The 26,822-nt window shown below is 55.2% G+C and carries 20 protein-coding genes; 9 read left to right on the forward strand and 11 right to left on the reverse strand.

The features are described 5' to 3' along the window. Positions 1-104 precede the first annotated feature (104 nt). Complete coding sequence (locus OSO_RS52675) at positions 105-548, forward strand: DUF1573 domain-containing protein (RefSeq protein ID WP_029247333.1); 444 nt, start codon at positions 105-107, stop codon at positions 546-548. Positions 549-740: 192 nt separating this feature from the next. Here the strand turns inward: OSO_RS52675 and OSO_RS0122305 are convergent, their stop codons facing one another. The 9 genes from OSO_RS0122305 to OSO_RS0122355 all read right to left on the reverse strand — a co-directional run bounded on the left by OSO_RS0122305 (position 741) and on the right by OSO_RS0122355 (position 12,212). Next, positions 741-2,123 (reverse strand): HD domain-containing protein, encoded by a 1,383-nt coding sequence (locus OSO_RS0122305; RefSeq protein WP_237729326.1) that lies wholly within the window; start codon positions 2,121-2,123, stop codon positions 741-743. A 153-nt stretch (positions 2,124-2,276) separates the two neighbouring features. Continuing rightward, the gene (locus tag OSO_RS0122310; protein WP_010585332.1) at positions 2,277-2,621 is read right to left on the reverse strand and encodes a translation initiation factor; all 345 of its coding nucleotides are present in this window, start codon (positions 2,619-2,621) and stop codon (positions 2,277-2,279) included. 251 nt (positions 2,622-2,872) lie between these two features. After that, a complete protein-coding gene (locus OSO_RS0122315; protein ID WP_010585333.1) occupies positions 2,873-5,683 on the reverse strand; it encodes a HEAT repeat domain-containing protein in 2,811 nt (936 codons plus the stop codon). Positions 5,684-5,714: 31 nt separating this feature from the next. Beyond that, entirely contained in the window at positions 5,715-6,668 is a 954-nt protein-coding gene (locus OSO_RS0122320; protein ID WP_010585334.1) for an aldose 1-epimerase, read from the reverse strand. Between the two features lie 367 nt (positions 6,669-7,035). Then, positions 7,036-8,103: a sulfate/molybdate ABC transporter ATP-binding protein gene (locus OSO_RS0122330; RefSeq protein ID WP_010585335.1), complete on the reverse strand. Its 1,068-nt coding sequence runs from the start codon at positions 8,101-8,103 to the stop codon at positions 7,036-7,038. A gap of 72 nt (positions 8,104-8,175) precedes the next feature. Continuing rightward, entirely contained in the window at positions 8,176-9,093 is a 918-nt protein-coding gene (gene cysW / locus OSO_RS0122335) for a sulfate ABC transporter permease subunit CysW (RefSeq protein ID WP_010585336.1), read from the reverse strand. 98 nt (positions 9,094-9,191) lie between these two features. Next, positions 9,192-10,019 carry a sulfate ABC transporter permease subunit CysT gene (gene cysT, locus OSO_RS0122340; RefSeq protein ID WP_040593044.1) on the reverse strand — a complete coding sequence of 276 codons (828 nt, stop codon included), beginning with the start codon at positions 10,017-10,019 and terminating at the stop codon, positions 9,192-9,194. 548 nt (positions 10,020-10,567) lie between these two features. Next, entirely contained in the window at positions 10,568-11,656 is a 1,089-nt protein-coding gene (locus OSO_RS0122350; RefSeq protein ID WP_010585338.1) for a sulfate ABC transporter substrate-binding protein, read from the reverse strand. A 91-nt stretch (positions 11,657-11,747) separates the two neighbouring features. Continuing rightward, positions 11,748-12,212: an RrF2 family transcriptional regulator gene (locus OSO_RS0122355; protein WP_029247336.1), complete on the reverse strand. Its 465-nt coding sequence runs from the start codon at positions 12,210-12,212 to the stop codon at positions 11,748-11,750. Between the two features lie 221 nt (positions 12,213-12,433). Between OSO_RS0122355 and cysK the strand changes: the two genes are divergently transcribed. The 4 genes from cysK to OSO_RS0122375 all read left to right on the forward strand — a co-directional run bounded on the left by cysK (position 12,434) and on the right by OSO_RS0122375 (position 18,351). Beyond that, on the forward strand, positions 12,434-13,369 hold the full coding sequence (cysK, locus tag OSO_RS0122360) for a cysteine synthase A (RefSeq protein WP_010585340.1): 936 nt from the start codon (positions 12,434-12,436) through the stop codon (positions 13,367-13,369). A gap of 163 nt (positions 13,370-13,532) precedes the next feature. Further along, entirely contained in the window at positions 13,533-14,996 is a 1,464-nt protein-coding gene (locus tag OSO_RS44660) for a family 2B encapsulin nanocompartment shell protein (RefSeq protein WP_010585341.1), read from the forward strand. Between the two features lie 80 nt (positions 14,997-15,076). Next, positions 15,077-16,516, forward strand: a complete 1,440-nt coding sequence (locus tag OSO_RS0122370) for a family 2B encapsulin nanocompartment shell protein (protein WP_010585342.1) — start codon at positions 15,077-15,079, stop codon at positions 16,514-16,516. A gap of 53 nt (positions 16,517-16,569) precedes the next feature. Continuing rightward, positions 16,570-18,351 carry a SufS family cysteine desulfurase gene (locus tag OSO_RS0122375; protein ID WP_010585343.1) on the forward strand — a complete coding sequence of 594 codons (1,782 nt, stop codon included), beginning with the start codon at positions 16,570-16,572 and terminating at the stop codon, positions 18,349-18,351. 98 nt (positions 18,352-18,449) lie between these two features. On the opposite strand, the gene lspA is transcribed toward OSO_RS0122375, so the two are convergent. Together lspA and OSO_RS0122385 are read right to left on the reverse strand one after the other, a co-directional pair. Then, entirely contained in the window at positions 18,450-19,058 is a 609-nt protein-coding gene (gene lspA / locus OSO_RS44665) for a signal peptidase II (RefSeq protein WP_010585344.1), read from the reverse strand. Positions 19,059-19,203: 145 nt separating this feature from the next. Beyond that, the gene (locus OSO_RS0122385) at positions 19,204-20,367 is read right to left on the reverse strand and encodes an ATP-grasp domain-containing protein (RefSeq protein ID WP_010585345.1); all 1,164 of its coding nucleotides are present in this window, start codon (positions 20,365-20,367) and stop codon (positions 19,204-19,206) included. 375 nt (positions 20,368-20,742) lie between these two features. Between OSO_RS0122385 and fae the strand changes: the two genes are divergently transcribed. The 4 genes from fae (at position 20,743) to OSO_RS52060 (ending at position 26,761) form a co-directional block, all read left to right on the forward strand. Further along, positions 20,743-21,240, forward strand: coding sequence for a formaldehyde-activating enzyme (gene fae, locus OSO_RS0122395; RefSeq protein WP_010585346.1), 498 nt, complete (start codon positions 20,743-20,745; stop codon positions 21,238-21,240). A gap of 191 nt (positions 21,241-21,431) precedes the next feature. Then, complete coding sequence (locus tag OSO_RS0122400; RefSeq protein ID WP_010585347.1) at positions 21,432-22,289, forward strand: bifunctional NADP-dependent methylenetetrahydromethanopterin dehydrogenase/methylenetetrahydrofolate dehydrogenase; 858 nt, start codon at positions 21,432-21,434, stop codon at positions 22,287-22,289. A gap of 460 nt (positions 22,290-22,749) precedes the next feature. Continuing rightward, complete coding sequence (locus tag OSO_RS52300) at positions 22,750-24,591, forward strand: tetratricopeptide repeat protein (RefSeq protein ID WP_193378348.1); 1,842 nt, start codon at positions 22,750-22,752, stop codon at positions 24,589-24,591. Positions 24,592-25,045: 454 nt separating this feature from the next. Beyond that, positions 25,046-26,761: an MFS transporter gene (locus tag OSO_RS52060; protein WP_010585350.1), complete on the forward strand. Its 1,716-nt coding sequence runs from the start codon at positions 25,046-25,048 to the stop codon at positions 26,759-26,761. The last annotated feature ends 61 nt before the right edge of the window (positions 26,762-26,822 follow it).

Genomic DNA, 26,822 nt, shown 5'->3' on the forward strand with positions numbered 1-26,822 from the left:
GTTGTCGTTGACGGCAATGCGTGCAACATCATCGAATCTTTCTGATCAGAATAAATTGTTCGCTTGACGATCGATCATCGATCTGAACTTTCGAGAAGACAAGAATGAAACCCTTCGTGATACTTCTGCTGCTATCTTTGCTAACCGCTGGATGCAGCCAGAACCAAGTCAGCGACACTATTGCCGCCAATCATGGCGCCAGTAGCCGACAAACAAGTGACAAGTCACCTCTGAAGTTGGCCGTCGACTTAGGAGTTGTGTTTCAAGGGGAAGAGACGAGGTACAAGCATTGGATCAAGAATCAGAGTGATCGAGCAGTAACAGTACACAAACTCAACACCTCCTGTGAGTGCTTGACGGCGAACTTGTCACACACACAGTTCGCCGCACACGATCGTGCAATGGTGTCTCTGACCTACGATGGCAACAGAGAGCCAGAATTTACGGGAAGTCTGGCAGTTTCCGTTGAGCTTCACGACTCGGAAGGGGGGCGGCTGGGAGAAATCACCGCCTCGATCGAAGTGACTAAGCGGCCAACTGACGAGTGATTCGATTTTCAGAGCCGTCGTTTTGGAGCAATGCTAGTGGAGAATCCTGCGAGCGGCACCCCTGTTTGAGAACGGCCGGTTTGCTCGCGATGATGGCCCTCAGTTGGACAAACTCAACGTTCGCGATCTCGCAGAATTTCTCCTCGACCGATGCACTAGCCTGCATCTGCGGAATTTCACCGAATTCGGCAATCAAGAGTGGGCCGATGCTTCATCGAGCCAATCTGTGAATTCACGGCGGCCAGCGAGCTGTTTGGCGAGTGGCGGGGCGGCGAATAGACGGACTCGTTTGACGTAGTCATCGAACTGGGTGCGGGCCAGGGCGTTGACCACCGGCGATACCTCGCTGAGCGCGTGGTAGCGGCGTTCTTTTGGATGATAAATGCTGACTTTAAACTCGACTTCTTTGTGCAGCGGAGGCGCGTCGATCAAGAGATCGGTTGACTGCACTTCGCAGCCGAGTTCTTGGGAAACGCGTTCGGACAGGCGACGCGCCACATTGACCAGTTCGCGGTAAGGGCGCCCTGCCACTTGACGATACAGGTCAGGGGTCTGATAGAGGCTCAGTTCCAGCACACGCTTGTGCAGTTGACGTTTCGCACCAAATAATCCGTCGAGCAGGGAGGCCACTGGCGTCCCAACAGCAGTCTGACGCAGTTCACGGATTACATCGAATTCACTGAGTTTGAACAACGACTTCAAATCGAGTGACTGATGCAATTCAAAAAAACTGCGAGCGAACATGCACGTCGCTGATCGTACGGCGTGGTGCCAGTAGACTTCGCTGAACATCACATACCGGGCAAACACCATCAGCTCCGCTGCAGTTTTACCCTTCGCACTGATCGCCAGGCCGTCGCCAGCTTCGTTCACAAGTAACGACTGGATGAGCCGCGCACGATCGAAATTCCGACCGTATGGCACCCCGGCGTGCAAGCTGTCACGCTCCAGATAGTCCATCTTGTCGATATCGATCGGGCCGGAAAGAACAGACCGCATCAGTCGCAGCGCGGTAGAATCGGTCTTGGCGACCAGGACATCAAGTACTTCTTCCGGCTGGATGTTCCATTCGTCCCGAAGCACCATTCCCAATTCTCGATCTGGGGCGAGAAACTCGGCCGCGAACTGTTCGTGAGGCGGCAGATCGGCAAGCCCCATATCCTCAATTGGGTGGCAGAACGGCCAATGCCCCAGATCATGCAACAACGCGGCAACCATCAACACTTCGGCCTGATGCGGATCGACGGTGGCAGCAAACCGTGCGTCTTTTCCCAACTGCCACAAGTACTGAATCGCGTTGTGGAACACGCCGAGTGCGTGTTCGAATCGAGTATGGGTTGCACCTGGATAGATGCGAGCAGCCAGCCCCAATTGAGTAATCTGACGCAGTCGTTGAAACTCGGCAGTATCGACGAGCGACCGAACGCGGGGCGTAAAGGGCACGTCAAGCTGGTGCGGAATGCGGATCAGCGGACCACCTGCCTGCAGGTCAAACAGCTCTGGAATTGCTCGATAGGGATGCGACATTTTTCCGCAGACTTGAAGAAAATAGTACAAGAATTCAGTTCTTGGCATCGGACTTAAAAAACGTGAGCGCACCTGGCACTGATCACTCAGGCACCTCCTCAAAGTCCGCGGCCGATTCTAGCAACCCCTTGCCAAAAGGGGACTGTGTCGGTCAGGCGGTGCGAACCGAGAGAACTGCGAGGAGAGTCAAGCCATCGCGCATCAACGAACTCGATACCCAATCTGCTTCAACTTTTGTTGCAAGCGATCGAGGTGATCCCCTTGAATTTCTAGAGTATCGCCGTCGCTCGTCCCACCTGCACCGCAAAAGGATTTCAACTGAGTCAGCAACGCCGGGAAATCATTCTGATTGGCCGCCAGCCCCGAAATGACCGTAACGACCTTTCCTTTGCGACGTTTCTCAACGGCGAGGCGCGCCGTCTGCCGGTCGGGAGCCACCAAGTTGCTTTTGGCCGTTTCTGGAGGGCATGTACATTCCGATTCGAGCCGATCACAGCGTTCGCAGTGCGGCGGACGGTCAAAGGGTGTACCAGCGAGAAGTCCCATGTTTTTACTCTGTGATAAACGACGTCCACACCGGGGACGACGCCGTGCAGGATTTGTAGACCTAAAAGTCGTGAAGTCACGTGGCGGTTCGTAGGGCCCAGCGAGGCCGACAGGTTTGGGGGAATCGATGCTGTTAGTCCGCATCCCGAATCCGCCCGCCAATCCCCAGAGCGCCATTCACGGAGGCACCTCGAGAGGCAGCAAATTCTTATGACAACCGAACGAAGTTGAGCGGAATTGATCAAAGATGACTACTCGTCGTCTCGCTCGGACTTTTCTTCTGATTTGTCAGCGGGCTTCTCGCTTGGCCTTCCAGCGAGGATTTTCTTGAACTCGGGATCTTCTCGCAGACTCTCGAAATCCGGATCCTTCGCCGCATGGGCATAGTCTTCGAATCCCCTTTGAAACGACTCTGTCAAATCCACAATCGCCTGCTTGCGGTATTTCTCGCGGAGCGCCTCGCGATCGGGCAGTTCCGTCTGCTTCTGAACGTATTCAAATGCTCGAGAATACGCACACGCGGCATTGTAGAGGTAGAAGTATCGCTTCTCTCTGGACCGTGGTTCGCGCGTCCCTTCCACGAATCGACCGCGGTTTTCTTCGAGATACTTCAGCCCCTCAAGCACCTGACCATCGCAAATCCGCGCAATCGCGAGACTCGTGATAAAGTCACCTTCTCGCTCGCCTAAATCGAGCTTCAGTTCCAGAACTTTTTCCAAGTCCTTTCGTGCCGCGGAATACTTTTGCTGTTTCAGAAACAACTCGCCACGCCCCCAGTACGCCTCCGGCAGCTCTGAATCAAGCTGCAACGCCATCTCGTACGCTTCCAGCTCTTCTTTAATCTGGTTCGATTGCTGATGAGTCCTTGCCTGATAGACATATTGATAACCGGGAGATCGTTGCCGCATGGTCAGAAGCGCCTGACTGGCATAGGTATGTTTGTTTTTGTCTCCCGAATCGCGTGCACGAATCAAAGCGTCACGAGCCGTCGCGGTCCCATAGTTCGCCAATGCGTTGACAATATTGCCCAGCAGATGAACTGGCTTCTGCTTTTCGAGTGCTGCAATCAGAAACTTTTCCCCTTCGACATGGCCCTCTTGGCTGAGTGCCGTGGCGGCCGCCGTCACAAGCTGATTGTCATTGGTCAACAATGCCTCGCCACAGAGCTCACGAAATTTGGGATGTCGAAAGGCCTTCAGTCCCTGCAGAATTTGAACTTTTTCGTTGTTATTCAGCGAACTGTATTTTTGAACCAATCGATCGGCAACCTCCTGGTCGCCCAGTTGCATCAGCAGATTGATCACGTTCACGCGATCGTGATTCGAGTCGAGTTGCTTCAGCAGCATCGGAATCGCTCGCGGATCTTTCGTACGAGATAGCAACTGCACCACGGCATCATCCGGCGGCCCCGCTTCGAGCGCTTTCAGCGCATACCCAACAGCCAGCTTTTCACTCCGCTCATCGCTCCGTTTGGAGAGTTCCTGAAATGCCTGGTCACGGATCGGCTTTTCCGCAGACTTCAGCGAGCGTTCCAACACATCGACCAGTTGCGGATGGCCAACCTGAATCAGTGCACGAATCGAATCGGCATCCGCACCGCCCGAGGAGTTCGTTACGAACTCGTACAAGGTGTCTGACCAGATCGACCGTGGATACTTTGCCAGAACTTGGATGATTTTTTTCTTTGAGGAAGCAGGCTCGTTCTTCAGTAGCTCAAGCAGGGCCTCATGTGCTGCACCAAACCGCGATCCCGCCAGGCTTTCGATCGCCGATGACGAAATTGGTTCCACATTCCGCTTGGCGTAATAGACAAGCTTCTCAATCGCCGACGCCTCGCCGAAATGGCTCAGTGCCTGAATTGCGGATTTCTGCAATTCAGGATCCTGATCCTCGGCCCACTCAAAGATCTGAGGAAGCTTGTCGACATCCAACCGACCTCCCCCGAACGCAAGCGCCGCGGGACGCGTCAGAGGATTTCCCTTTTGAATCTCGTTGAAGAGTTCGTCGCGCGGCAAGGAAAGATAGGCCGTCCGCAGCGCGGCCCCCACCGATTCCGTCGTCGTTTTGTGGACTCGAGACGGCGATGTCGGCCTGAGACCATTTCGGGATTGTGCGTCATCACCGGAAGGAAATTCGGTGAGATGAAACTCGCGAATCGCGGCGGGAATCACGGGATAATTTGCATTGTGGTTGGGGTTTCCACCGTTACCGACTGCGGCGGTCATCAGCCATTGCATCGTCGGTTGATCAGGGGGGGTCGCTCCTTCATTCCATCTCACAACGACACGCGCCACCTTCTTTTCAACGAGTGCGTCGAGTTCGTCGACGAATGCACCGGCGTTGAAAGTATTCATGGAACCGCCGATGGTCAGGAGAGCGAGACACTCTCTGGGACCGATCCGCTGGACGTCGAGACTTAGTTGTGCCCGCTGCAATTCGTTGACATTGATTTCTTTCGTGGTTTCGCCAAGTTTGATCTTCAGGCGGCACTTTGGCACGTTCGAACCGGTCGGCAGCCCAGGGTAAATGAGCCACATTCCGGTTTGTCCACCGGCGGGCAATCGCCATTCTTTGGGTGGCTTCACGGCAGCGATCTGCGTGTGTTGTTTCCCCGACGGAATTGTGTAGTTGAGAAGTTGTCGCGGAAGTTCCTTCAGCTTGCGATCTTCACCATCGATTTCGGCAATCACCTGGTCCTGGGAAATTGTGAAGGTCTGCTTGGTGGTATTGGCCAGCATCACATGCAGCGCCAGATACCGGGTCTGCGAATTGTCGGCGTAGAACGGGGCCAGGTGAGCGACGTCCAGCATGGCCAGAATCTGCGGTTCGATGACTGTATCACTTGCTGGCGCTTGCTGCTTCAGCCGCTCAACGTCCCCCTCCAGCTTGTTGATGCGGTCGATCAAAGCCTTTAGGGCCGCGGGATCGGTTGTCGTTTCAGACTTGGTTGGGGCGTCTTGGGCAACGCACAACGAAAGAAAATTCGAGCTCGCCCCCAACATCGACGTGAACAACGTGGCCCGGACAAGCCATCGTTTTGCTTGAAAGATTCCGATCAGCATTTGAACCTCGCTCCTTCGCACGGCCACCGGTTCACGCAATGACCGGCCCGACAGAAAGATCAATCCATGTGTGAAACTCTTGGCCTGGCCCAAGCACGCGCCAACCCACGTCCAGCCCCTGCGCCTGAAGATTCACCGCGTTTGTGGGACAAGTATACGGTTCGAGACAGACTGCTGCCCGATTCGGCGGCGTGAAGGCCACAATTTCTCGAAAGATCGGAGGACACGTGAGCGTGACCTGCAGGCCAGCTCGCTCGTCAAGAACCAGGCAGTCGTATTGCGGCCCTTCGTATTCAAGATCCGTGTAGACGTCGTCTAGTTTCAAGACACTCAGATAGGCTCCTTCGCGAAGATCATTCTCGTCATTGACGCGAATCCGTTTGCCGGTGGGCAAACAATCGACCAATTCCCAGAGTGACTTGGCCGGAACCTCCACCAGACAGTCTTCCACGCGACTTTTCGCGTCGAGCGGAACCTTAAAATAGGGATGGGTTCCCAATCCCCACGGCAGCTTGTGAGTCCCCGGATTGCTGATTCGGAAACGGCTGAGCAGCCTGGATCGAACCAATTCGTAGTCAACTTCGATCACAAAATCGCTCGGCCAAAGCTCGACACGATCCGGAGCATCAACGCTCAGTTGAAACTGGCCCGTAACGAAATCCGCCGATTGCCGAATGACACGCCAGGGGCGATCCATGCACAGACCGTGTATGGCGTTGCCCCATTTGTCGGTTCCAGGCAGGACGTATTCTTTTCCATTCCACGAGAATCGACCATCGCGAATTCGATTCGGAAACGGGAACAGAATCGGAATTCCACTACCACTGGCCTTCTGGCCACCCGATTCGAAGCCTGAAACCGCATCCAGAACATCGATCGTTTTTCCGCCGACGACCGCCCGGAACTCGAAACAGTTGAAGCCCAGCTCAGGAGCAATACGCGCCGTTGAACCACTGAGGGGATCGGTAATCGTGATCACTGCCATGACGTCGCTGGAACTCCGAGAGGATAAGCAAAGTTTACAAACGACTTTGTCAAAATATACCAGAACTTCATCCACCAGGCATCTGGGGGTCACCCGGATCTCGATGAATTTTCAGTGAGCCGAAGTTGACGAGGCGCGCACTGAAGCCAATAAAAGAACCCCAAATGCGCATTCCTTGGCGGCGAAATGACAAACCAGAACGCGTCTATGATCGCCACGTGCTCGGTTGAATTGCCACCAGGATCGATTGACGGAATGTCTGGCGGACATCAAAACCTGAATTGAGACGCAACGGAACCCGCTGCAAGCAGGTCAACGAGCCAGCTGGCAATGCTCGCGAATCGTCCCGAGTAGAATGACTGCGGCACTAGATCGAGTAGTCCTGGGCATCTTTCGTAAAGACGCGCACCCGGCGGGCGGCGACGAAGACTCGATCACCTGGCGTCAACTGAAGTTCGGAATATCGCTCCAAACTCAGATCGACACTCAGTGCCAGCCCGAATTGTTCTGAGAATACGCGAACTTTGGCAACGGATCCTGCGGGGTTCAATTGCATGACCCGCACTTCAAGGCTTGAGTCACCAAATGGCATCCGTTCAATGTCCAGTTCGTGTGGACGGACATAGGCTGTGGCATTCCGCGATTCCGCATGGGGATACTCGGGATAGGCAACATTCAACGCCCCCAACATGGCCATCCCATTCTCGACACGGCCGTGGAAGACATTGACGTTCCCAAGAAAATCCATCACGAACGGGGTCGCTGGGTGGTCAAAGACTTCTTGTGGCGTGCCCGCCTGCTCAATGTGCCCCGCTCGCATGACGACGACTCGATCTGCAACCTCAAATGCCTCTTCCTGATCGTGGGTCACGAAGACCGTCGTCAAATGAATTTCATCATGCAGCTGTCGGAGCCACTGACGTAGCTCCTGCCGGACTTTGGCATCGAGAGCACCGAATGGTTCGTCGAGCAGCAAGATGCGCGGCTGCACGGCCAGGGCACGAGCCAACGCCACACGTTGCCGCTGCCCCCCCGAAAGCTGCGCGGGATACCGACCGTTGAGTCCTTCGAGTCGGACCAAGTGCAACAGCTCATGAACACGGGCATTGATTTCGGCGTTCGGTCGTTTACGCACCCGCATGCCGAAGGCGACGTTCTCAAACACGGTCATGTGCCGAAACAGGGCATAATGCTGGAACACAAACCCGACCTGACGATCTTTGGGCGACTGCTTTGTGACATCCTCATCTTGATAGAGCACGACGCCGCGATCGGCCGATTCCAACCCGGCGATGATCCGCAGCAGGGTCGTTTTTCCTGATCCAGAAGGCCCTAGTAGAGCAAGTAACGATCCACTTTCCGCTTCGAGACTGACGTCATCGAGCGCCTGAAACGTTCCAAACTGCTTGTAGAGATTCTTGACGACGATACTCATGGGAACCCGCGCGATGAAAGACCAGAAAGGGCGAGCAAGACATTGCAGACCGAGGCGGCAGAGAAACCGCGACTACTCGAGCTGTTGAACTTTGGCAGCTTGGCGCAAGTCCTCTTGAGTCTTGTGCTCGAGCGCAATTTTCACAAACAGCGTGACGAGCGCCAGCATGGTCAGCAATGAAGCCAGCGCAAACGAACTGGAGATCGAGTCACTTGTCATGCCGTCCATCAGGGTGCTGACACGAATCGGCATCGTTTCCGTCTTGCCGACGAGTCGTCCCGAGACCACATAAACCGCACCATACTCTCCCATAGCCCGGGCATTGCAGAGAATCACGCCGTACAAAAGGCCCCACTTGATGTTCGGAACGGTCACTCGCCAGAACATTTGCCAAGAATTGGCCCCCAGGCTGATCGCCGCAATTTCCTCGTCAGGACCGATTGCTTCCATCACGGGAATCAGCTCACGTGCCACGAAGGGCAGCGTCACGAACGTCGTCACCAGCACGATCGCCGGCCAAGCATGCAGAATCTGAATGTTGTACATTCGCAGCCATGGCCCCAGATAGCCCCTCTCGCCAAAAATCAGCACAAACATCAGTCCGGCGACAACAGGCGAGATCGCAAATGGCAAATCAATTAAAGTCGTGAGTAACGTACGCCCCCAGAAGCGAAACCTCGTGATGCACCACGCGGCGGCAACTCCGAAGATGACATTCGCGACGACGGTGATCGGCACCACGAACAGCGTCAACTTGATCGCATGAACGGTGTCTTTGTCCCCTACCAAGCTATTCCAATAGGATGCGAATCCGTTGGAAAACGCAGAATAGAAGACATTGACGAGCGGAATCACCACCAGGACGACCATCGTACAGACGGCCAGACTGATCAAAGTCCAACGGACCCACAGCGGATCTTCTTGGGCGGCGCGCCCCTGTGAAATTGTCGTTGATGTGGACGGGGGCAGATGTTTGGGCACCGCGTGCACGGTAATCGCCTCGATTAGGAATTGATCTGAGTCTTTTCAATGCATCCGTTGGGCCACGCGCCCGAACGAAATCAAAGTCATCGCGATCATCTCAATTTCTAATGAGCAGAAGAATTCGCCGCGGCAGTCCGCTGCTCAAGGGAATTGATGATGATCAACATGACAAACGACGCGACCAGCAGCACAACAGCGACGGCAGTGGCTTCGGCATATCGAAACTCTTCCAGTTTTTGAACAATCATGACAGGAGCGATTTCATCCGTACCCGGCGTGTTGCTCGAGATAAACACAACCGAACCGTATTCGCCAATGGCCCTGGCGAACGTCAGAGCAAAGCCGGTTGTCAACGCGGGATAAAGCGCCGGCAGCAACACTTTTGTGAACGTCTGCCATCGTGTCGCGCCCAGGCATGCGGCCGCCTCTTCAACGTCGGCTTCCATACTCTCCAGCACGGGCTGGACGGTTCTGACGACAAAGGGCAGGCCAATAAAGGCCAAGACGAACACAATTCCAGCCTGCGAATAGGCAAGCTTGATCCCCCACGGAACGAGGAACGCACCCAACCAACCGTTATCAGAATACAAGCTGGAATAAACCAAGCCCGCAACCGCTGTCGGCAAGGCAAACGGAAGATCGACAAGCGAATCAAAAAAACGCTTGAAAGGAAACTGATAACGAACGAGCACCCAGGCGAGCAGCAGTCCCAAAATAGTGTCGATCACGGCCGCCATGAATGAGGCACCGAAAGTGACCACGTACGAAGCACGCGTCCGCTCAGACCAGACTGCTGCAATAAACTGCTGTGGCGATAATGACAGAGCTTTCAAGAAACAGGCGCCCAACGGAATTACAGCGAGAACAAACAGATACGAAACGGTGTAACTGAGTGTCAGCCAAAAACCTGGAAGGACGCGATGTGTGGACATGAAACAAAGACTCTCTGATCGATAAAGGAAATCTCGAAGTCGGCCCGATCCTTCGTCATTTTTTGAAATACGCCCACGAATTGAAGACGGCATACCCGCTCAATCTGGTCGCATTTCGAGTTGTCTAGGATGAAAATGTTTGCCAGCGAGGTCGCGTCGCAGCCCATTTTGCCAACCAGGATGAAGTGACACGCCGATCAAGACGTGATTGGCGCAACACCGTAATCTGGTCATCACCCCGTTAGGGAGGCATCTCATAGCGAAATCTCTCCGATTTCGCGAGGGATCTTACAATGGTGCCGAAGGTATCGCCTCATCGTCAGCAGAGACCACAACCGCGGTTCGACGAAGATCAACCGCGAAACGAAATGGCAATCGAACTGAACATCGAATATCGAATCGAAGGAATGAAAAGCACGACGACGCATCAGCCCTTCATTTTGCTTATACGCCAGTGAAAATCACACGCCCCAACTAACGTTGCCTGGCAGGCAAAAAGGATCGCCGGTGCGGCGAACCCGAACCGGCGGAACAACAGAAGCCGATCGTCACTTCCGACTAGTGTAGATACTATCGAATACGCCGCCATCAGCAAAGAACTTGGCCTGCGCGGCGTCCCAATTCGGCACAATATCCGAGAGTGGAAACAGCTTGATTTCCGGGAATTTGTCCGCCACTTTGGCAAGCACCGCGGGATCCGTCGGACGATAGAAGTGCTTGGCGATAATTTCCTGCCCCTCAGGCGTGTACAGGAACTTCAGATACGCTTCGGCGGCAGCCCGAGTCCCCTTTTGATCGACAACCTTGTCAACAATCGCGACATGCGGCTCATGAATAATGCTTAACGATGGGTAAACCAACTGAAGCTTACCTTTGGATTCTGATACTTCGAAATGGGCTTCGCTTTCCATGGTAATATGCACGTCCCCAAGACCTTTCTGCGCGAACGTGATCGTCGCACCACGCGCCCCGGTGTCGAGGTTAGGAGCGTTTTTGTACATCTTCGTAATGAATTCAACGGCCTGCTCTTCCGTTCCTCCATTGAGCACAACACTCCCCCACGCGGCGAGCAAGCTCAGACGGCCATTGCCGGAAGTTTGCGGATTGGGAGTGATCACTTTCACCCCATCCTTCACGAGATCACTCCAATCCTTAATCCCCTTTGGATTTGGTGTTCGCACGACGAATACGACGGTTGAAGTATAAGGTAACGAACGATTGGGGAGCGCATCTTCCCACTTTTCTCGCAACAGCCCCTGCTTGCGAAGCGCATCGGTATCGGTCCAGATTGACAAGGTCGCCACATCGGCTTGCAACCCGTCAATAATCGCACGGGCCTGACTGGCTGAACCACCGTGGGATTGCTCGATGGTCAGTGCATTACCCGTATCCTTCTCGAACTTGGGGATAAACGCCTGATTCAGATCTTTCCACAATTCACGAGTAGGGTCGTACGAGACATTCGTCAACTGAATGGGACCGCCCCCGGAAGGAGGTGCAGACTTCCCAGCATCGCCCTCTACCACCTTCGGCTGATATCCTGGACGATCGGGCGTTAGATCTGCGCCGCTCCCGCAGCCGAATGCCGCTATGACAATCAGAGAGACGCCCCAGACTCGACGATTGACCCGCTTCATTCCAGACTTCCTCAAAGAGACAACACAATCGCCAATGAAGTTCATGATACTTATAGAGGCACCGAAGACGGTGCACACCGAACCAGCCGATCTAGATCCCGTCCCCACCAATAAATGCCGAGCTAAATACTTCGGATTTAGTGACTGGCTGCATCCCATAGACAGCCGCCAGATTGGCCTCATCCATTCGACGCGACGAGTAGTTTCGAATGTCGAGCATGATGCGGCGGAACCGGCAGGTTGATTCCTGTGAGCAAGGCTCGTAGACGGTCGCGGAAACGCAACCAATCGGAGCGATCAACCCATCGAAGAAACGAACGATCTGCCCCATCGTGATCTCTTCGGGACGCTTCGCAAGTTCAAACCCACCAATGCGTCCCGGGATACTCTTCACCCATCCCTTGGTCTTCAGTTCAAGCATGATGTGCTCAAGGAATCGCCGCGGCACATCATTTTTTTCCGCCAATTCACGAATCGACACCGGACCTTGTCCGTATCGACCCACGAGAGTCATCAATGCACGGAGTGCATAATCTGATTTTCGCGACACTTTCATCGACTTTGCCGCCTCTCCACCTTGAGCAATAAGTACGACTCCACTGATGATACTATTGACAACGAGAACATTTGTCAAACTGGCATCCCACTGCAAATTTGTCCGATTTGACTCGCTTGACGCGATCCGAACGTGCCGATAAATTACCACCAACTTAGTATTGATTTAATTCACCGCAACCAAACAGACCACCCATCCACGGACAAGGGGAAATCGCGGCCATGTCAGTCTACAAGGACAACTCGGAATCGATCGGCCACACACCACTCATCCGCATCAACCGCCTGACACAGGGACTTGGCGCAACGGTGCTCGCGAAGATTGAAGGCCGAAACCCCGCGTACAGCGTGAAGTGCCGAATCGGCGCCGCCATGATCTGGGACGCCGAAGCCAGCGGGAAGCTCAAACCAGGCATTCATGTCGTTGAACCGACGAGCGGCAACACTGGTATCGCTCTCGCCTTCGTCTGCGCGGCACGTGGATACACGCTAACCCTCACAATGCCCGAGACAATGTCCCTGGAACGCCGAATGATGCTCAAGAGCTTCGGCGCGAACCTAATCCTGACTCCCGGTGCTGAAGGGATGAAGGGCGCCATTGCAAAAGCGGAAGAACTGTCGAAGCAGCCAGGCTGGTTCATGCCACAGCAATTTACCAACCCTGCAAACCCCGAAATCCACTTCAAGACAACAGGCCCCGAGATCTTCCAGGACACGGAAGGAAAGATCGACTATTTCGTCGCTGGGGTCGGCACCGGAGGCACAATCACAGGTGTTTCCCGATACCTTAAACAAGCCAAGAACTTGCCAATCAAATCAATTGCGGTTGAACCTGCCGCCAGCCCGGTCATTTCCGGCGGTTCGCCCGGACGCCATAAGATTCAGGGAATTGGAGCGGGCTTTGTCCCAAAGATCCTGGATGTCAGCCTTCTCGACGAAGTCCTGCAAGTGACCGACGACGAGGCAATCGAAACCGCGAAACAATTAATGAAGCTCGAAGGAATCTCGTGCGGAATCAGTTGCGGTGCCGCGATGGCCGCGTGCCTGAAGATCGCTGCCCGCCCCGAAGCTGCGGGCAAAACGATCGTGACGGTCTTGCCGGATAGCGGCGAGCGATACCTGTCGACTGCACTGTTCGACAAAGAAACTCTGGGCTAGACGCCGCTCGACAATCAGCGAAGAAATCGCCTCTTGCGATTTAATCACCCACTTGCGTGGAATTTCTTCGCAGTTCCCCTAAACTGACGGCCGCTCGAAGATCGTTCGGCCGTTTCGCGGCAGTTGCCATCGCGATTCAAATCACCTTTCTGGAAGGGCCCAGGTGTCTGATAATCTTCTGCAACGCAGCGTGACGACTGCAGTCGCCCGAAATCTGACGAGTACCACCAAGACATCACCAAAAATGATGTCGATCACGCCACGCTGGCTCTTGCGGCTTTTGCCGTGGGTCCATGTCGAAGGCGGAACCTACCGCGTCAATCGAACGAAAGTCGAACTGTCAAAGGCCGAACGGATCGACGTCGATTTTTCAGACGACGTTCCTTCGTTCTCTCCCGACGCACTACGAAACGTGCCGCTGTTTTCGCGGTTGCCGATCGATATCTCGGCACGCATGGCCAGCCGATTCAAGACGGAAGTCGTGTCATTGGGGAACGAACTGATTGTCGAGGGATCTGACGGCAATAAGTTCTTCATCCTTGCACAGGGGCAGGTCGAAGTCCTCAGCAAAGGTGCCCACGGCAGCAACCTGAGGATCGCGTTGCTCACCGAAGGTGAGTTTTTCGGCGAATCCGATGTCGTCTCTGACAAACAATCCGATGTGACCATCCGCACGTTGACCCCCTGCGTGCTGCTGACGCTTTCCCGAAAAGACCTCGACTCGGTGCTCGCGGAAATCCCGAACTTCAAATCGGAATTCCAGAGGGCGATTGACTCGCACAGGGAACTCCGATCGACAGTCAATCGCTACGGCGAACGAAACATTGATCTCGTTTCAGGCTTCGCCGAAAACGTTGAAATTCCGGAAACATTCGTCGACTATTCCGCAAACCCGCGCGAGTATTCCTTGTCTGCGATTCAGACGATAGTGCGCGTTCATACGCGAGTGTCCGACCTGTACAACGGGCCGTACAATCAACTCGAAGAACAGATGCGGCTGACGATTGAAGGGATCAAAGAACGCCAGGAATGGGACCTGATCAACAGCAAGAAGTTCGGTTTGCTTCATTCTGTCGACCCGGCGATGCGAATCAGCACCCGTTACGGTGCTCCGACCCCCGACGATTTGGACGAATTGCTGGCGCAAGTCTGGAAAAAGCCGGCCTTCTTTCTTGCCCACCCCAAAGCCATCGCGGCTTTCGAACGAGAGTGTACGTGGCGCGGAGTTCCGCCCGTGACAACCTTGCTGTTCGGGACACCTGTTATCAACTGGCGCGGTGTGCCAATCGTTCCGTGCGACAAACTGGAGATCGGAAAGAGTAGCGCTCAAACATCCAGCGGCGGAACCGGCACGACAAGCATTCTGCTGCTTCGCGTCGGTGAAGCGGATCAAGGCGTTGTCGGACTTCATCAAACCGGGATTCCCGGCGAGATCATGCCCAGCCTTTCTGCCCGCCTGATGGCAACCGACAGCTTGGGCGTCGCTTCATACCTGCTGTCATTGTACTCCTCGTGCGCCGTGTTGACAGATGACGCGGTTGGCGTCCTCGAAAATGTCGAAGTCGCATACTACCACGACTACGATCACCGCAATCCGGGCGGGTTCGAACACGGCCTCGGTATCTGACGCGATCACGCCACATTCATCTCGTTCAATCATCAACACATCTTCGGTTACATCGATTTCGAGAAAGGACTTCACGAAACATGTCAGACAGTCTATTGCAGCGCAGCGTCACCACATCCGTGGCCAGAAACTTGGCCACGACCACGAAGACATCACCCAAAATGATGTCGATCACGCCGCGCTGGATGCTAAGCCTGCTCCCTTGGGTCCAGGTCAACGGCGGCACGTATCGAGTGAACCGTACCAAGGTCGAACTCTCCAAAGCGGATCGCATCGGGGTCGACATCACCGGCGACCTGGCATCCTTCTCACCCGAGTCCCTCCGCAGCGTACCGCTCTTTTCGCGGTTGCCTGACGCCATTATCGCGAGGATGACCAGCCGCTTCAAAACGGAAGCCGTCTCGCTGGGCAACCGCCTGATCGTCGAAGGGGAAGACCGCAGCAAGTTCTTCATCATCGCACAGGGGCAGGTTGAAGTCCTGAGCAAAGGCGTCCACGGCAGCAATCTGCGCATCGCACTGCTGACAGAAGGAGAATTTTTCGGTGAAACCGATCTCGTCTCCGAAAAGCCATCAGACGTCACGATTCGAACAACGACGCCTTGCGTGCTGCTGACGTTCTCACGCAAGGATCTAGATGCCGTTCTGAAAGAGCTTCCAAACCTGAACGACGAGTTCAACAAAGCGATTGAAGAGCATCTCGAACTGCGTTCGACCGTCAACCGCTTCGGCGAACGGAATATCGACCTGGTTTCCGGCTTTGCCGAAAACATGGAAATCCCCGAAACATTCGTCGACTACTCCGCAAATCCCCGAGAGTACTCGTTGTCGGCCGTGCAGACAGTTGTGCGAGTTCATACGCGCGTCTCAGATCTTTACAACGGCCCCTATAACCAGCTCGAAGAACAGATGCGGCTGACGATCGAAGGGATTAAAGAACGTCAGGAATGGGAGCTGATCAACAGCACGAAATTCGGACTGATCCATTCCGTCGATCCCGCCATGCGCATCAGCACCCGGTACGGTGCACCGACCCCCGATGATCTAGATGAACTGTTGGCTCTGGTCTGGAAGAAGCCTGCGTTTTTCCTCGCTCATCCGAAAGCGATCGCGGCGTTTGAACGTGAATGCACGTGGCGCGGAGTGCCCCCAGTTACGACAGTCATCTTTGGCACGCCCGTGATCACATGGCGCGGTGTTCCGCTCATTCCTTGCGACAAGCTCGAAATGAAGAGTCGGTACCAATCAAATCAGTGGTTTGGCACGACGAGCATTCTGCTCCTTCGCGTGGGCGAACAGGATCAGGGAGTCGTGGGACTTCATCAGGCGGGAATCCCGGGTGAAATCATGCCAAGCCTGTCGGCACGCCTGATGGGAACCGACAGCCTGGGTGTCGCGTCGTACCTGCTGACGTTGTACTTCTCGTGCGCCGTCCTGACGGACGATGCACTGGGTGTTCTTGAGAATGTCGAAGTCGGATACTACCACGACTACGAGAATCGCAAGCCTAAAGTGAAATAACCATCGGCGAATCCGTTACGGAACCCTCCTGAACGTGTCCCAAAGGCCGAGAAATGACTGACGTGACCCCTGATCTGATTGCCCAAATCGCCACCCGTTTGCTCCAGGAAGGTTCGCAGCCCACCGTCGGGCAACTCCCTGCAGCAGACGCACATGCCCCTGCGGGTTATACATCCCAAGCGGTTACTCAACAGAGTTATCCACAAGCGGGCGATGTTCCGTCCGCATATGGCAGCCGCCATCCGGGTAGTGACCAGTTCCAGGCAAATCGATCATTCATTCCTTCGGCGACGGCGGGTGACTCACCGGCCAACCTGAGTTCCGGCGGTGCCCACCCAGCAGATATTTACCACTTCGCCCCGAGCGAACTTTCGCAGGTCTCACACGAGATCCATGGCGGAAGTCCTGTAAGCATCAGTCCTGCGGCACCGCACGAAGTGGCGGATGTTTCCCCAGATGGGCTGCGCCGTTTCGTCGACCAGATTCGAAACCCTGACGCACATCAGCCGGCGGGGTTCTGTCCTGGCGCCCCGGGAATCTCGTTCCTGCAACAAATCCTGTCTCCGAAACAGATTCCTGCTCCCGTCACATCGGGAGGGGCACGTGCGTTGGATATCCCCTCGATTCGCCGTGATTTCCCGGCACTCAATCAGCGCGTCCACGGCAAGCCGCTGATCTGGTTCGACAACGCTGCGACCACGCAAAAGCCACAATCCGTCATTGATGCCATCTCGTACTATTACGCGCACGACAATTCGAACATCCATCGCGCGGCGCATTCGCTGGCGGCCCGTTCGACCGACGCATTTGAAGGCGTTCGAGACAAGGTACAGAAATTTCTCGGAGCAGCCACTTCCAAAGAAATCATCTTTGTGCGCGGAACGACCGAGGGGATCAATCTGATCGCACAGACGTACGGCCGGAAGTTTTTACAGCCGGGTGACGAGATCCTCCTCTCGACTCTGGAACACCACGCGAACATTGTCCCCTGGCAGATGATCGCAAAAGAAAAGGGCGCGGTCATCCGTGTCATTCCGGCGAATGACCGGGGTGAAGTCATGCTGGAAGAATACCAGGCACTGCTTGGCCCTCGAACCAAGTTGGTCGGACTGACTCAGGCCTCGAACAGTCTGGGCACAATCCTTCCAGTGACAGAAATGACGCAGATGGCCAAGCGCTACGGTGCACGCGTCGTGATCGACGGGGCTCAATCGGTTTCCCATATTCCCGTCAACGTTCAAGACATCGGCTGCGACTTCTTCGTGTTCTCGGGCCACAAGATTTTCGGTCCCACCGGAATCGGTGTGGTGTATGCACGACAAGAACTGCAAGAGATCATGCCTCCCTGGCAGGGTGGCGGAAACATGATCAGGAACGTGACTTTCGAAGAGACCTCTTACGCCGAGCCTCCCGCAAAGTTCGAAGCGGGAACACCCAACATCGCCGACACGGTCGGGTTGGGAGCGGCGCTCGATTATGTCCAACGACTTGGCCTGCCAAACATCGGCAAGTACGAGCATGAATTGCTCGAATACGCCACCGAGCGTTTGCGGCCCATCAATGGAATCCGACTGATCGGCCAGGCACGCGAGAAAGTCAGCGTCATCTCATTCGTCATGAAAGACCGTCGCACCGAGGACATCGGCAAGCTGCTGGACCTTGAGGGCATCGCAGTGCGCGCAGGCCACCACTGTTCGCAACCGTCGCTTCACCGATATGGAGTCCCTGCCACAGTCCGCCCGTCATTTGCGTTTTACAACACCAAAGACGAAATCGACCACCTGATTGCTACGCTCAAGCGGATCAGCGTCGGTACCGTGCCAGCCCCGGCTTGAGACGGCCATCGCAATCACGGCCGGCCTCGTACTTAATGACACGGATGTCAGATCCGGCGATGGAATGGTCATCGGGGCTAGGTGACACGCACACCTTTTTAGGGTTGACCGTCAGGTTCATCCATCGGTTTAACGTTGACGATCGCATCTGGTGAGTCAGACGATTCGTTTTCTCCATACGTCAGAATCACGGCCGCGAGTCCGCCAAACATCACAGCCATATCCGCAACGTTGAAGATTCCCGTTCGCAGCGGTCCAATCCCCAGATTGATGAAATCGGTAACCAGTCCGTGATTGGAAACTCGATCGATCAGATTTCCGATACCGCCCGCGAGAATAAAGAGGACTGCGATATAAAGCCGTTGGTCGAAAGTGCGTCGAAAAGTGAGAAACACCAAAATCCCGACCATCAGGCAGACATTCGTCAGCACGAACAGCCAGGGGCGAATCGCATCAGGGAGGTTGTGCCCCAGGCTCAGAAATCCACCAGGATTGAGCGCATATTGAAATCGAATTGTATCTGACAAAAATGACATTGGCGCAGCGTCTCGGAGCGTTTGTGAGGCGATTACCTTGGTTGCCTGGTCACAACCAACGCACGACATCAGAATGAATGCCGAGAGCAGCAATCGTCGAGGATTCCAAAACATTGTGTTCATACGTCCCGACTCACTTCGCAATTTCGAGAAACCTTTGGCCTGAATCATTCGCGCAGGGCTCTCCGACACCGCCAGGAAGTTGACGCCGCCTGAGCGCGTGAGAACGTAAGCTGTTTCAATCTCTTGAAACTGTCAATCCGAGATTTGCCCCGAAAAGACGCCTGACACCTGACCAAGACGATCGGGCAGGGGGTCACTCCACGCGATCGAGCGCGGCCCGCACAATCGCCAAGCGCTCATTTAGGCATGTGGTCACCTCGTCCAGTGTCTCACCGCCAGCAAGAACCGTACAAATCGGCCACCCTGAATCGATTTGCGATCCCGGAATTGGAATGTCTGCCATGAAGGGAATGCCCCAAGAGTCGGTCGAGGGAAGGTAGGTCCGTAAATCGGGAACGCTCAATTCCTTGTTCGCATAGAGGATTTGCTTCATGACAATTGTCCCGCTTGGTGGGCGTTCGCGCGGAGCATCGGAGTACGAGGACTCGCGGTTGCAGTCCGAATTCAGGAACGAGCGTCCCTGTGCCAATTCGAGCACTTCGACCGATGCGGTATAGCGCGGGTTGACCTCGACCAGCCAGACAATCCCGTCCTTCCATTGAAAATCAAGCCCCATGAGCCCGCGCAGACCAGGTGCTCGTTCTGCAACCGCCTGGGCGATCCGAGTCACCTGCTCCAGAACATCCGAACTTCGATGCGTCGATGGGACGGGACCATACGAACCGCAGTACGTGAACCTTGATGGAGCACGAGAGGCTGTCCGCTCTTCGAGTTCTTGGCAAATCCCGAGACATTCAACGCGTCCCGCCTCGACCCGCAACAAGGCGGATTGCCCGACTCCCAGGACTCGCCTCTGGAAATAGTGAGATTCGGCGTACGACGAAGTGGCAGCGATTTCATCCCAGATCCTGACACACCGACCGCCTGCACTTGCAAGCGGCTTTTGCATCCAAGCCCCGTCGGGAAAGGGTGGCTTTCGTTCATCGCAGATTTCCAGAATCGGCAAGCCGGAGTTGATCAGGACTTGTGCCAGCCATCGAGGGTCGCGCACACACCGGACAGCAGCAGGATCGGCACCGAGCAATGGACCATATTGATCACCATTCGCCAAAATCCGCTCAAGGACATCCGGAGAGTTCTCAAGCGCGCCGCAGTAGAACCAACCGTCGGCTCGGACGTCCTTGATATCGTCCGGCAAACTTTCGGGATAATTGCTGACCGGCAAGACTTCTGCAGTTTCACGCAGATCAAAATCGGCAAACAGGTCCGCGCAGACCGGCTGCCAGCCTGCACGTCGAACGGAATCCGCCGCCGCGCGCGTGCTCCCTCCCACAATCAGAATTCGCCGCCGCGTCATACGCCTTAACCAAGGTTTAGCTGCCACATCACGCACTGGGCCCCTGCATCATGGATACTGATGCAGGGGTCGCGAAATGGGCGCAAATCGAATCCACGAAAATCCAAGATCTTTTTGACGCAAAACATAGGTCGCGATGAACTTGAGTACAACCGGACAGGACAATTCGACTCGTTCAGGACGGCATGAAGATCCGCGTCCCATTGATGCGACATTTGTTCAGACATGGGTTACTGGAAAAACTGCTGTTGAATGTGGTATCAATTGCAGACCTGTGATGGCGAAATGTGAGATTCCGATCATGAGATCGGGCTTGCCTCCTCAGTCCGGAGGGCAAGAGCCGTCAGCCAAAGTCAACTTGAGGAGGATTGCAGCATGTCGTTTTACGTTGGTGAAGCACTGTCCGGTGACGGAAATGAGATTGCTCATATCGATCTGCTGATCGGCGATAAGTCAGGACCCGTCGGTGTCGCATTTGCGAACGCCTTGTCGAACCAGAGCCAAGGGCACAGCAACCTGTTGGCGGTTTTGACCCCCAACCTGGCCGTGAAGCCAGCGACCGTCATGATCACAAAAGTGACGATCAAGGGCGCCAAGCAAGCCGTTCAGATGTTCGGCCCCGCTCAGTACGCGGTTGCGAAGGCTGTTGCCGACTCGGTTGCTGCAGGCGTGATTCCCAAGGATCAAGCCGAAAAGCTGTGCATCGTTTGCGGTGTGTTCATTCACTGGGAAGCCGCCGACGATAAGAAAATCTTCCAATACAACTACGACGCCACGAAACTGGCGATCGCTCGCGCGATGAAGAACGAGCCAAGCGCCGACGAAATGGTTGCAAAGAAGGACTCGGCCAAGCACCCATTCTCGGGTGTTTGATCTGATTTCTCGGACATTCCATCGGACTCAAGCCCATCAGACGTCGTGCTGATGGGCTTGAGTTCATGTTGAGCACATAAAAGTTGGAAGCGGCAAGGCACCTGTTCGTCGGCAACGCATCGGCGTAACAGACCTGCCAGCAACGTTGCTGGTGTTTCGAATCAAGCCCCATATGCACGGCGTCTGGCACCATGAAAAAAATCCTCATCCAACTCGATACCGACCCGTTTCCCAGTACGTTTGACCGCGTCGTGGCGGTGGATGCCGGAGTTGACGAGCTGTTCAGCTATGGGGGCGTAACACCTGAAACCGTCGAAGGGTTGGTGCATGGAGCGATCTTCACCCGCAGCCCACGTGATTTGGTGAATACGGCGATTTTCGTGGGCGGAAGTCATGTCGCCGCTGGTGAAGCTCTCTTGAGAGCGGTCACGAAAACCTTGTTCGGACCGTTCAAGGTTTCGGTCATGATGGATTCGAACGGGTCGAACACAACCGCTGCGGCGACGGTGCTGACGGCCGCAAGACACCTTGATCTTTCGAATACAACTGCCGTCGTCCTGGGTGGAACCGGCCCCGTGGGCTGCCGAGTTACACAACTATTACTTGGTCAAGGTGCCACAGTGAGGCTCGCGTCACGATCGCTTGATCGCTCCAAGGCCACGTGCGAGTCGTTGGCATCAGTCGTGAATTGCGCCAAATTGTCGGCTCATGAATCACAGTCCGACGCCGGGCTGGCGGCGGCTTGTGCTGGCGTCGATTTGGTCGTGGCGGCGGGAGCGGCCAAAACGCGTTTGATCTCCGCTGCGCGGCTTCAGGCGATTTCCACATTAAAGCTGGCCATCGACCTAAATGCAGTCGCCCCGCCTGGAATCGAGGGCGTGGAAGTGATGGATAAGGCTCGCGAGCACGCACGATTCCTCGCTTATGGCGCGATCGGCGTCGGGGGCACAAAAATGAAGATCCACCTCGCTGCCATTAAGGACCTGTTCGCCACGAATGATCGCGTGCTAGATACTGTCGCGATTTACGATCTCGGCAAATCAATCTGATTTTCGTGATGCCAGTTCGTCAATCGATCGTCCAACGCAATTTGCGCGTAAAACAAAATTCCGCGTCCACCATGCCATGCGGCACCTGCTAAGAGTGAACGGCAGGGCCACTCATCGGCAGTGGCAAATCTGGCTGCGCAATAGGCTCAAAGCCAGCAACAGGTTGACGACCGCGGTGAAGACAAGTCATCGCAGCATCGCCGCGACCTGCTTAATGATGAGATCGTAAGCCGCGAAGCGGGCAAATAAGTTTCCGCGGCACGCGATTGGCGTCTCTAAAAACTCCAAAGAGCTGTCACTCTTCAGGTCGTTGTCGCGGGTCTCCTTGGGCAAGAGATTTACCTAACTTTGCAAACAGCAAAGTGAATTGTCCGGCAACGACCTTACCAGAAGACTTAAAATATCAGTGGGACGATGGGGCACGGACATCCAGAGATTCCACAAGAGAGTGGAGGTTAATATGAACATTCGGAAATGGATCATCGGCTACATGATGATTTCATCTTTCGCGTTGAGCCTTCCTAGCATGGCATTCGCACACGGCGGAGGCGGTGGACACGGTGGAGGCGGCCATGGTGGAGGAGGAGGCCACGGCGGCGGGGGCGGCCATTTTGGCGGGGGCGGCGGTCACTTCGGTGGTGGTGGAGGCCATTTCGGCGGTGGCCATGTGGGAGGTGGACACTTCGGTGGTGGCGGTATGCACATGGGTGGAGCTCACATGGGTGGAGCTCACATGGGTGGAGCTCACATGGGTGGAGCTCACATGGGCGGAGCTCACATGGGCGGAATGAATATGGGTGGCGCACGAATGGGTAGTACCCATATGGGAGGAACCCACCTCGGTGGCATGCGCATGGGCGGAAGTCAGATGGGGGGGATGCATGGAAACGGGGCCGCAAGCCTTCGCGGTCACTCAGGCAACCTTGGTGGCGGGCGTGTTGGCGGCAACTCGTTCCTTGGTCAACATGGAGGTGTCAATGGACATGTCGGTGGTTTAAGAACCGCATCTATGTCACACATGGGTAACGCCGGACTGGGACGTGGCGGAAATGGACACGGATCATTCCTGAATAGCCATGGAGGCAACTTCGGTGGCGGGCACGGTGCGGGAATTCGCACCGCGTCGTTGGGTCATAATGGGTTCAACCATGGTGGATCGCACCTTGGAGGCTTCAATGGCGGCTCGTTCGCGGGACGCCACGGGAACTTCGGCGGTATGAATCATGGGAATAACATCAACCACTTTAGCAACTACAACCACAATGGCGGATACGGTCGTGGCTACGGTGGCTGGGGCTATGGTCGAGGACTCGGCTACGGCGGATACGGTGGATGGGGATATGGTCGAGGACTCGGTTACGGTGGTTGGGGATACGGCCGATATGGGCTCGGATATGGAAGTTGGGGATATGGCCGAGGTTGGGGCTGGGGGTATGGATATCCATACTTCGGATATGGCTATGGCGCTGGCCTGCTGACTTCGCTGTTCTATGGACTCGGCTACGGTGGTTATGGTGGCTGGGGCTACGGCGGTTATGGTGGTTATGGTCTTTACAATGGCTATGGATACGGTGGTTACGGCTACGGGTACCCAGGTTATTCAAGCGGCTACGTCTACAACCCTTACAGCTATGGAATCGATTCCTACGGCGGCGTCTCGACAGCCACGATGGTAACGACACTTCCGTCGACGGTTGCGACGGCACCTGTGGCCTCAACGACCACGACCGATTCGACAGCGACAGGCTTTGCGGAAAAAGGCGAGGCCGCGTTCAAATCGGGCGAGTATGAAGGTGCCGCATACTCATGGCGACACGCTTATGTTGACAACCCGCAGAACCCCGTTCTGGGACTGATGCTGGGTCAGGCCTTGTTTGCAACTGGCAAATTCGAAGATGCTGCAGGAGCCATTCAAGCAGCCATGAGCCAAATGCCAAAAGACAAATGGAATACGGTCGTTGCGAACAGTCGCGAACTTTATGGCAACTACCAGGACTACACGACTCAGTTGCGAGCCTTGGAAACCGCTACAAGAGCAAAGTTGAACGAACCGGCATATCGATTCCTGCTTGGGTATCACTATGCTTATTTGGGATATCCACAGCAGTCCCTCGATCAACTCGACAAGCTTTTGACATTGGCTCCCGGCGATCAGCTCGCGAAGCAGTTGCGAGACGAGATGCGGGCGAAGTTGCCCAATCTCGATCCTCCCGTGATCGTACCGCCTGCTTCGACAACACCACCTGCACCGTCGGTACCGCCGACATCATCAGTGCCTTTGCCGCCACTAAACCCCAACTAATGACACTTCCGCTGCGACCTGTGAGCAACAACCGCAGGGAAAAGTGGCCAATACGCGGCAAGCTCATCAATGTGTCTATTTAGATTCGAGGTTCCACCAAACAATCATCACGAGTTGGTGCGGCGAGACTGATGAAACCGAGGCGCGTCTGGTGGGCGCGCCTTGATCGCGGATTGTGTCATGAGGCATGATCCGCGATTTTTTTCCAAACTCAGTTCCGGATGGCCAATCGACGATCTATTCGAGTCATCAGTCTTACACCCGTGGGTCGTGTCCTGCGGGTTCGGGAATCACACACCTCGCCCCATCGACTCCGACACCGGGCACTCGCTGCTCCAAACTCTCCAACTTTTCGCTTAAACGGTTCCGCATGCTTGCAGGGAAAGCCTGATTTGGTTGTATTACTTGGCCTACTGCTTGTGATTTATCCTTCCGCGAACAAGGTTTTTCCCTCATGCACGGATTCGACGCCGCACCAGACGCTCCTGAAACCACTTCATCGAGCGGCCCCTGGTGGAAAGAGTTGAACCGCTATCACTGGTTCGTACTCATCGTCGCGGCATTAGGATGGCTGTTCGACACGATGGATCAGCAGCTCTTCAATCTCGCTCGAGTCCCTGCGATGCGTGAGCTACTCGCACCTTCACCGGGGGTCTCTGCATCAGCGGGTGATGTCGATTTCTACGGGGGCATCGCCACCGCAATCTTCCTGCTCGGTTGGGCCAGCGGCGGACTGGGATTCGGCATCATGGGCGACCGAATTGGACGCGCTAAAACGATGCTTTTGACGATCCTGCTCTATTCCGCATTTACCGGCTTGAGTGCATTGTCCTGGGATTTTTGGAGTTTTGCGTTCTTCCGGTTCCTGACCGGTCTTGGCGTGGGCGGGGAATTTGCCGTCGGTGTCGCGTTGGTTGCCGAAGTCATGCCACTCAAAGCTCGACCGTTCGCTTTGGGACTGCTGCAAGCGCTCTCGGCTGTCGGGAATATCTCCGCAGCGATCATCAGTCTGCTGCTCGCGGATCTTGAAGAACATGGTGTCAGTGCCTGGCGCGTGATGTTCGTCATCGGCGCCGGCCCCGCACTGCTTGCCATCCTGATCCGTCGCCGTTTGAAAGAACCTGAACAATGGCAAGCCGCTTCCACCGAACAGATCCAGAAGCAGTTTGGTTCGTATGGCGAATTGTTTGGTAACCCACGCTGGAGAAAAAATGCCATCGTCGGCCTGATCATGGCCGCATCTGGCGTGATTGGCCTGTGGGGAATTGGATTCTTCAGCTTCGACCTCAGCCGTTCGGTCTTCCGAAAGACGTTTGAAATCGAACTGCGCAAAGACAACCAGGCAGAGAAGGATCGAGAGTTTGTGCGGTATGTCGCCAACAATCCCGAGATTGTGAAACAGAAACTGGATGACCCGATCGAAGCCAAGAAACTTCCGCAGCCCAATCAATTGCTGGGACTTGTTCCCGGCAACAAGGACGCCGAATTTCTCTACTCCAACCTACTGACTCAAATCAAAGCGGGCACACCAAAGAACGGCGAGGAACTGCTGTCGTCGATTGAGCAACCTGCTGAGGATCGCACACGTCGGCTGGAGTACCTGACGCAAGGTGACAGTTCGGCCCCGGCAAGCACCCTCGATGAACATGCCACGCGGATTACGACGCGTGCCAAGAAATTGAATAAGCAGTTGACCTTCTGGGCGGCGATGACGTCCATTATGCAGAATCTGGGATCATTCTTCGGCATTTACGCCTTCACTTACGTCACGCACTACGTCGGTCGCCGTGCGGCGTTCGCCGTAACATTCCTGCTCGCAATGCTCAGCACGATCATGGTGTTCGGGTATTTGACCGAATTCAGCCAAATCTTCTGGATGATCCCCATCATGGGCTTCTGCCAGCTCGCACTGTTCGGTGGCTATGCAATTTACTTCCCCGAGCTCTTCCCGACGCACCTACGAAGCACGGGAACATCGTTCTGCTACAACGTCGGCCGATTTGTCGCCGCGTGTGGGCCACTCACCTTAGGAACGCTCAGCAAATACGTATTTAGCTCGTATGCCGAACCGATGCGGCCCGCGGCCGTCACCATGAGCGTTATCTTTCTGATCGGCCTATTGGCATTGCCCTTCGCCCCTGAAACCAAAGGCAAGCCTCTTCCGGAATGATGCTGGCAACGAGTAGGCCGGGCCGTTCCGCAACTTGCGGCACGGCCCGCCATCGCTTTGA

This window comes from Schlesneria paludicola DSM 18645 (assembly GCF_000255655.1).
Classification (GTDB): domain Bacteria; phylum Planctomycetota; class Planctomycetia; order Planctomycetales; family Planctomycetaceae; genus Schlesneria; species Schlesneria paludicola.

Bases quoted from the DNA above. Each gene is read 5' to 3' on its own strand.
- OSO_RS52675 (WP_029247333.1), top strand. From the start codon at position 105: ATGAAACCCTTCGTGATACTTCTGCTGCTATCTTTGCTAACCGCTGGA.
- OSO_RS0122305 (WP_237729326.1), bottom strand. From the start codon at position 2,123: ATGCCAAGAACTGAATTCTTGTACTATTTTCTTCAAGTCTGCGGAAAA.
- OSO_RS0122310 (WP_010585332.1), bottom strand. From the start codon at position 2,621: ATGGGACTTCTCGCTGGTACACCCTTTGACCGTCCGCCGCACTGCGAA.
- OSO_RS0122315 (WP_010585333.1), bottom strand. From the start codon at position 5,683: ATGCTGATCGGAATCTTTCAAGCAAAACGATGGCTTGTCCGGGCCACG.
- OSO_RS0122320 (WP_010585334.1), bottom strand. From the start codon at position 6,668: ATGGCAGTGATCACGATTACCGATCCCCTCAGTGGTTCAACGGCGCGT.
- OSO_RS0122330 (WP_010585335.1), bottom strand. From the start codon at position 8,103: ATGAGTATCGTCGTCAAGAATCTCTACAAGCAGTTTGGAACGTTTCAG.
- cysT (WP_040593044.1), bottom strand. From the start codon at position 10,019: ATGTCCACACATCGCGTCCTTCCAGGTTTTTGGCTGACACTCAGTTAC.
- OSO_RS0122350 (WP_010585338.1), bottom strand. From the start codon at position 11,656: ATGAAGCGGGTCAATCGTCGAGTCTGGGGCGTCTCTCTGATTGTCATA.
- OSO_RS0122355 (WP_029247336.1), bottom strand. From the start codon at position 12,212: ATGAAAGTGTCGCGAAAATCAGATTATGCACTCCGTGCATTGATGACT.
- cysK (WP_010585340.1), top strand. From the start codon at position 12,434: ATGTCAGTCTACAAGGACAACTCGGAATCGATCGGCCACACACCACTC.
- OSO_RS0122370 (WP_010585342.1), top strand. From the start codon at position 15,077: ATGTCAGACAGTCTATTGCAGCGCAGCGTCACCACATCCGTGGCCAGA.
- OSO_RS0122375 (WP_010585343.1), top strand. From the start codon at position 16,570: ATGACTGACGTGACCCCTGATCTGATTGCCCAAATCGCCACCCGTTTG.
- lspA (WP_010585344.1), bottom strand. From the start codon at position 19,058: ATGATTCAGGCCAAAGGTTTCTCGAAATTGCGAAGTGAGTCGGGACGT.
- OSO_RS0122385 (WP_010585345.1), bottom strand. From the start codon at position 20,367: ATGACGCGGCGGCGAATTCTGATTGTGGGAGGGAGCACGCGCGCGGCG.
- fae (WP_010585346.1), top strand. From the start codon at position 20,743: ATGTCGTTTTACGTTGGTGAAGCACTGTCCGGTGACGGAAATGAGATT.
- OSO_RS0122400 (WP_010585347.1), top strand. From the start codon at position 21,432: ATGAAAAAAATCCTCATCCAACTCGATACCGACCCGTTTCCCAGTACG.
- OSO_RS52300 (WP_193378348.1), top strand. From the start codon at position 22,750: ATGAACATTCGGAAATGGATCATCGGCTACATGATGATTTCATCTTTC.
- OSO_RS52060 (WP_010585350.1), top strand. From the start codon at position 25,046: ATGCACGGATTCGACGCCGCACCAGACGCTCCTGAAACCACTTCATCG.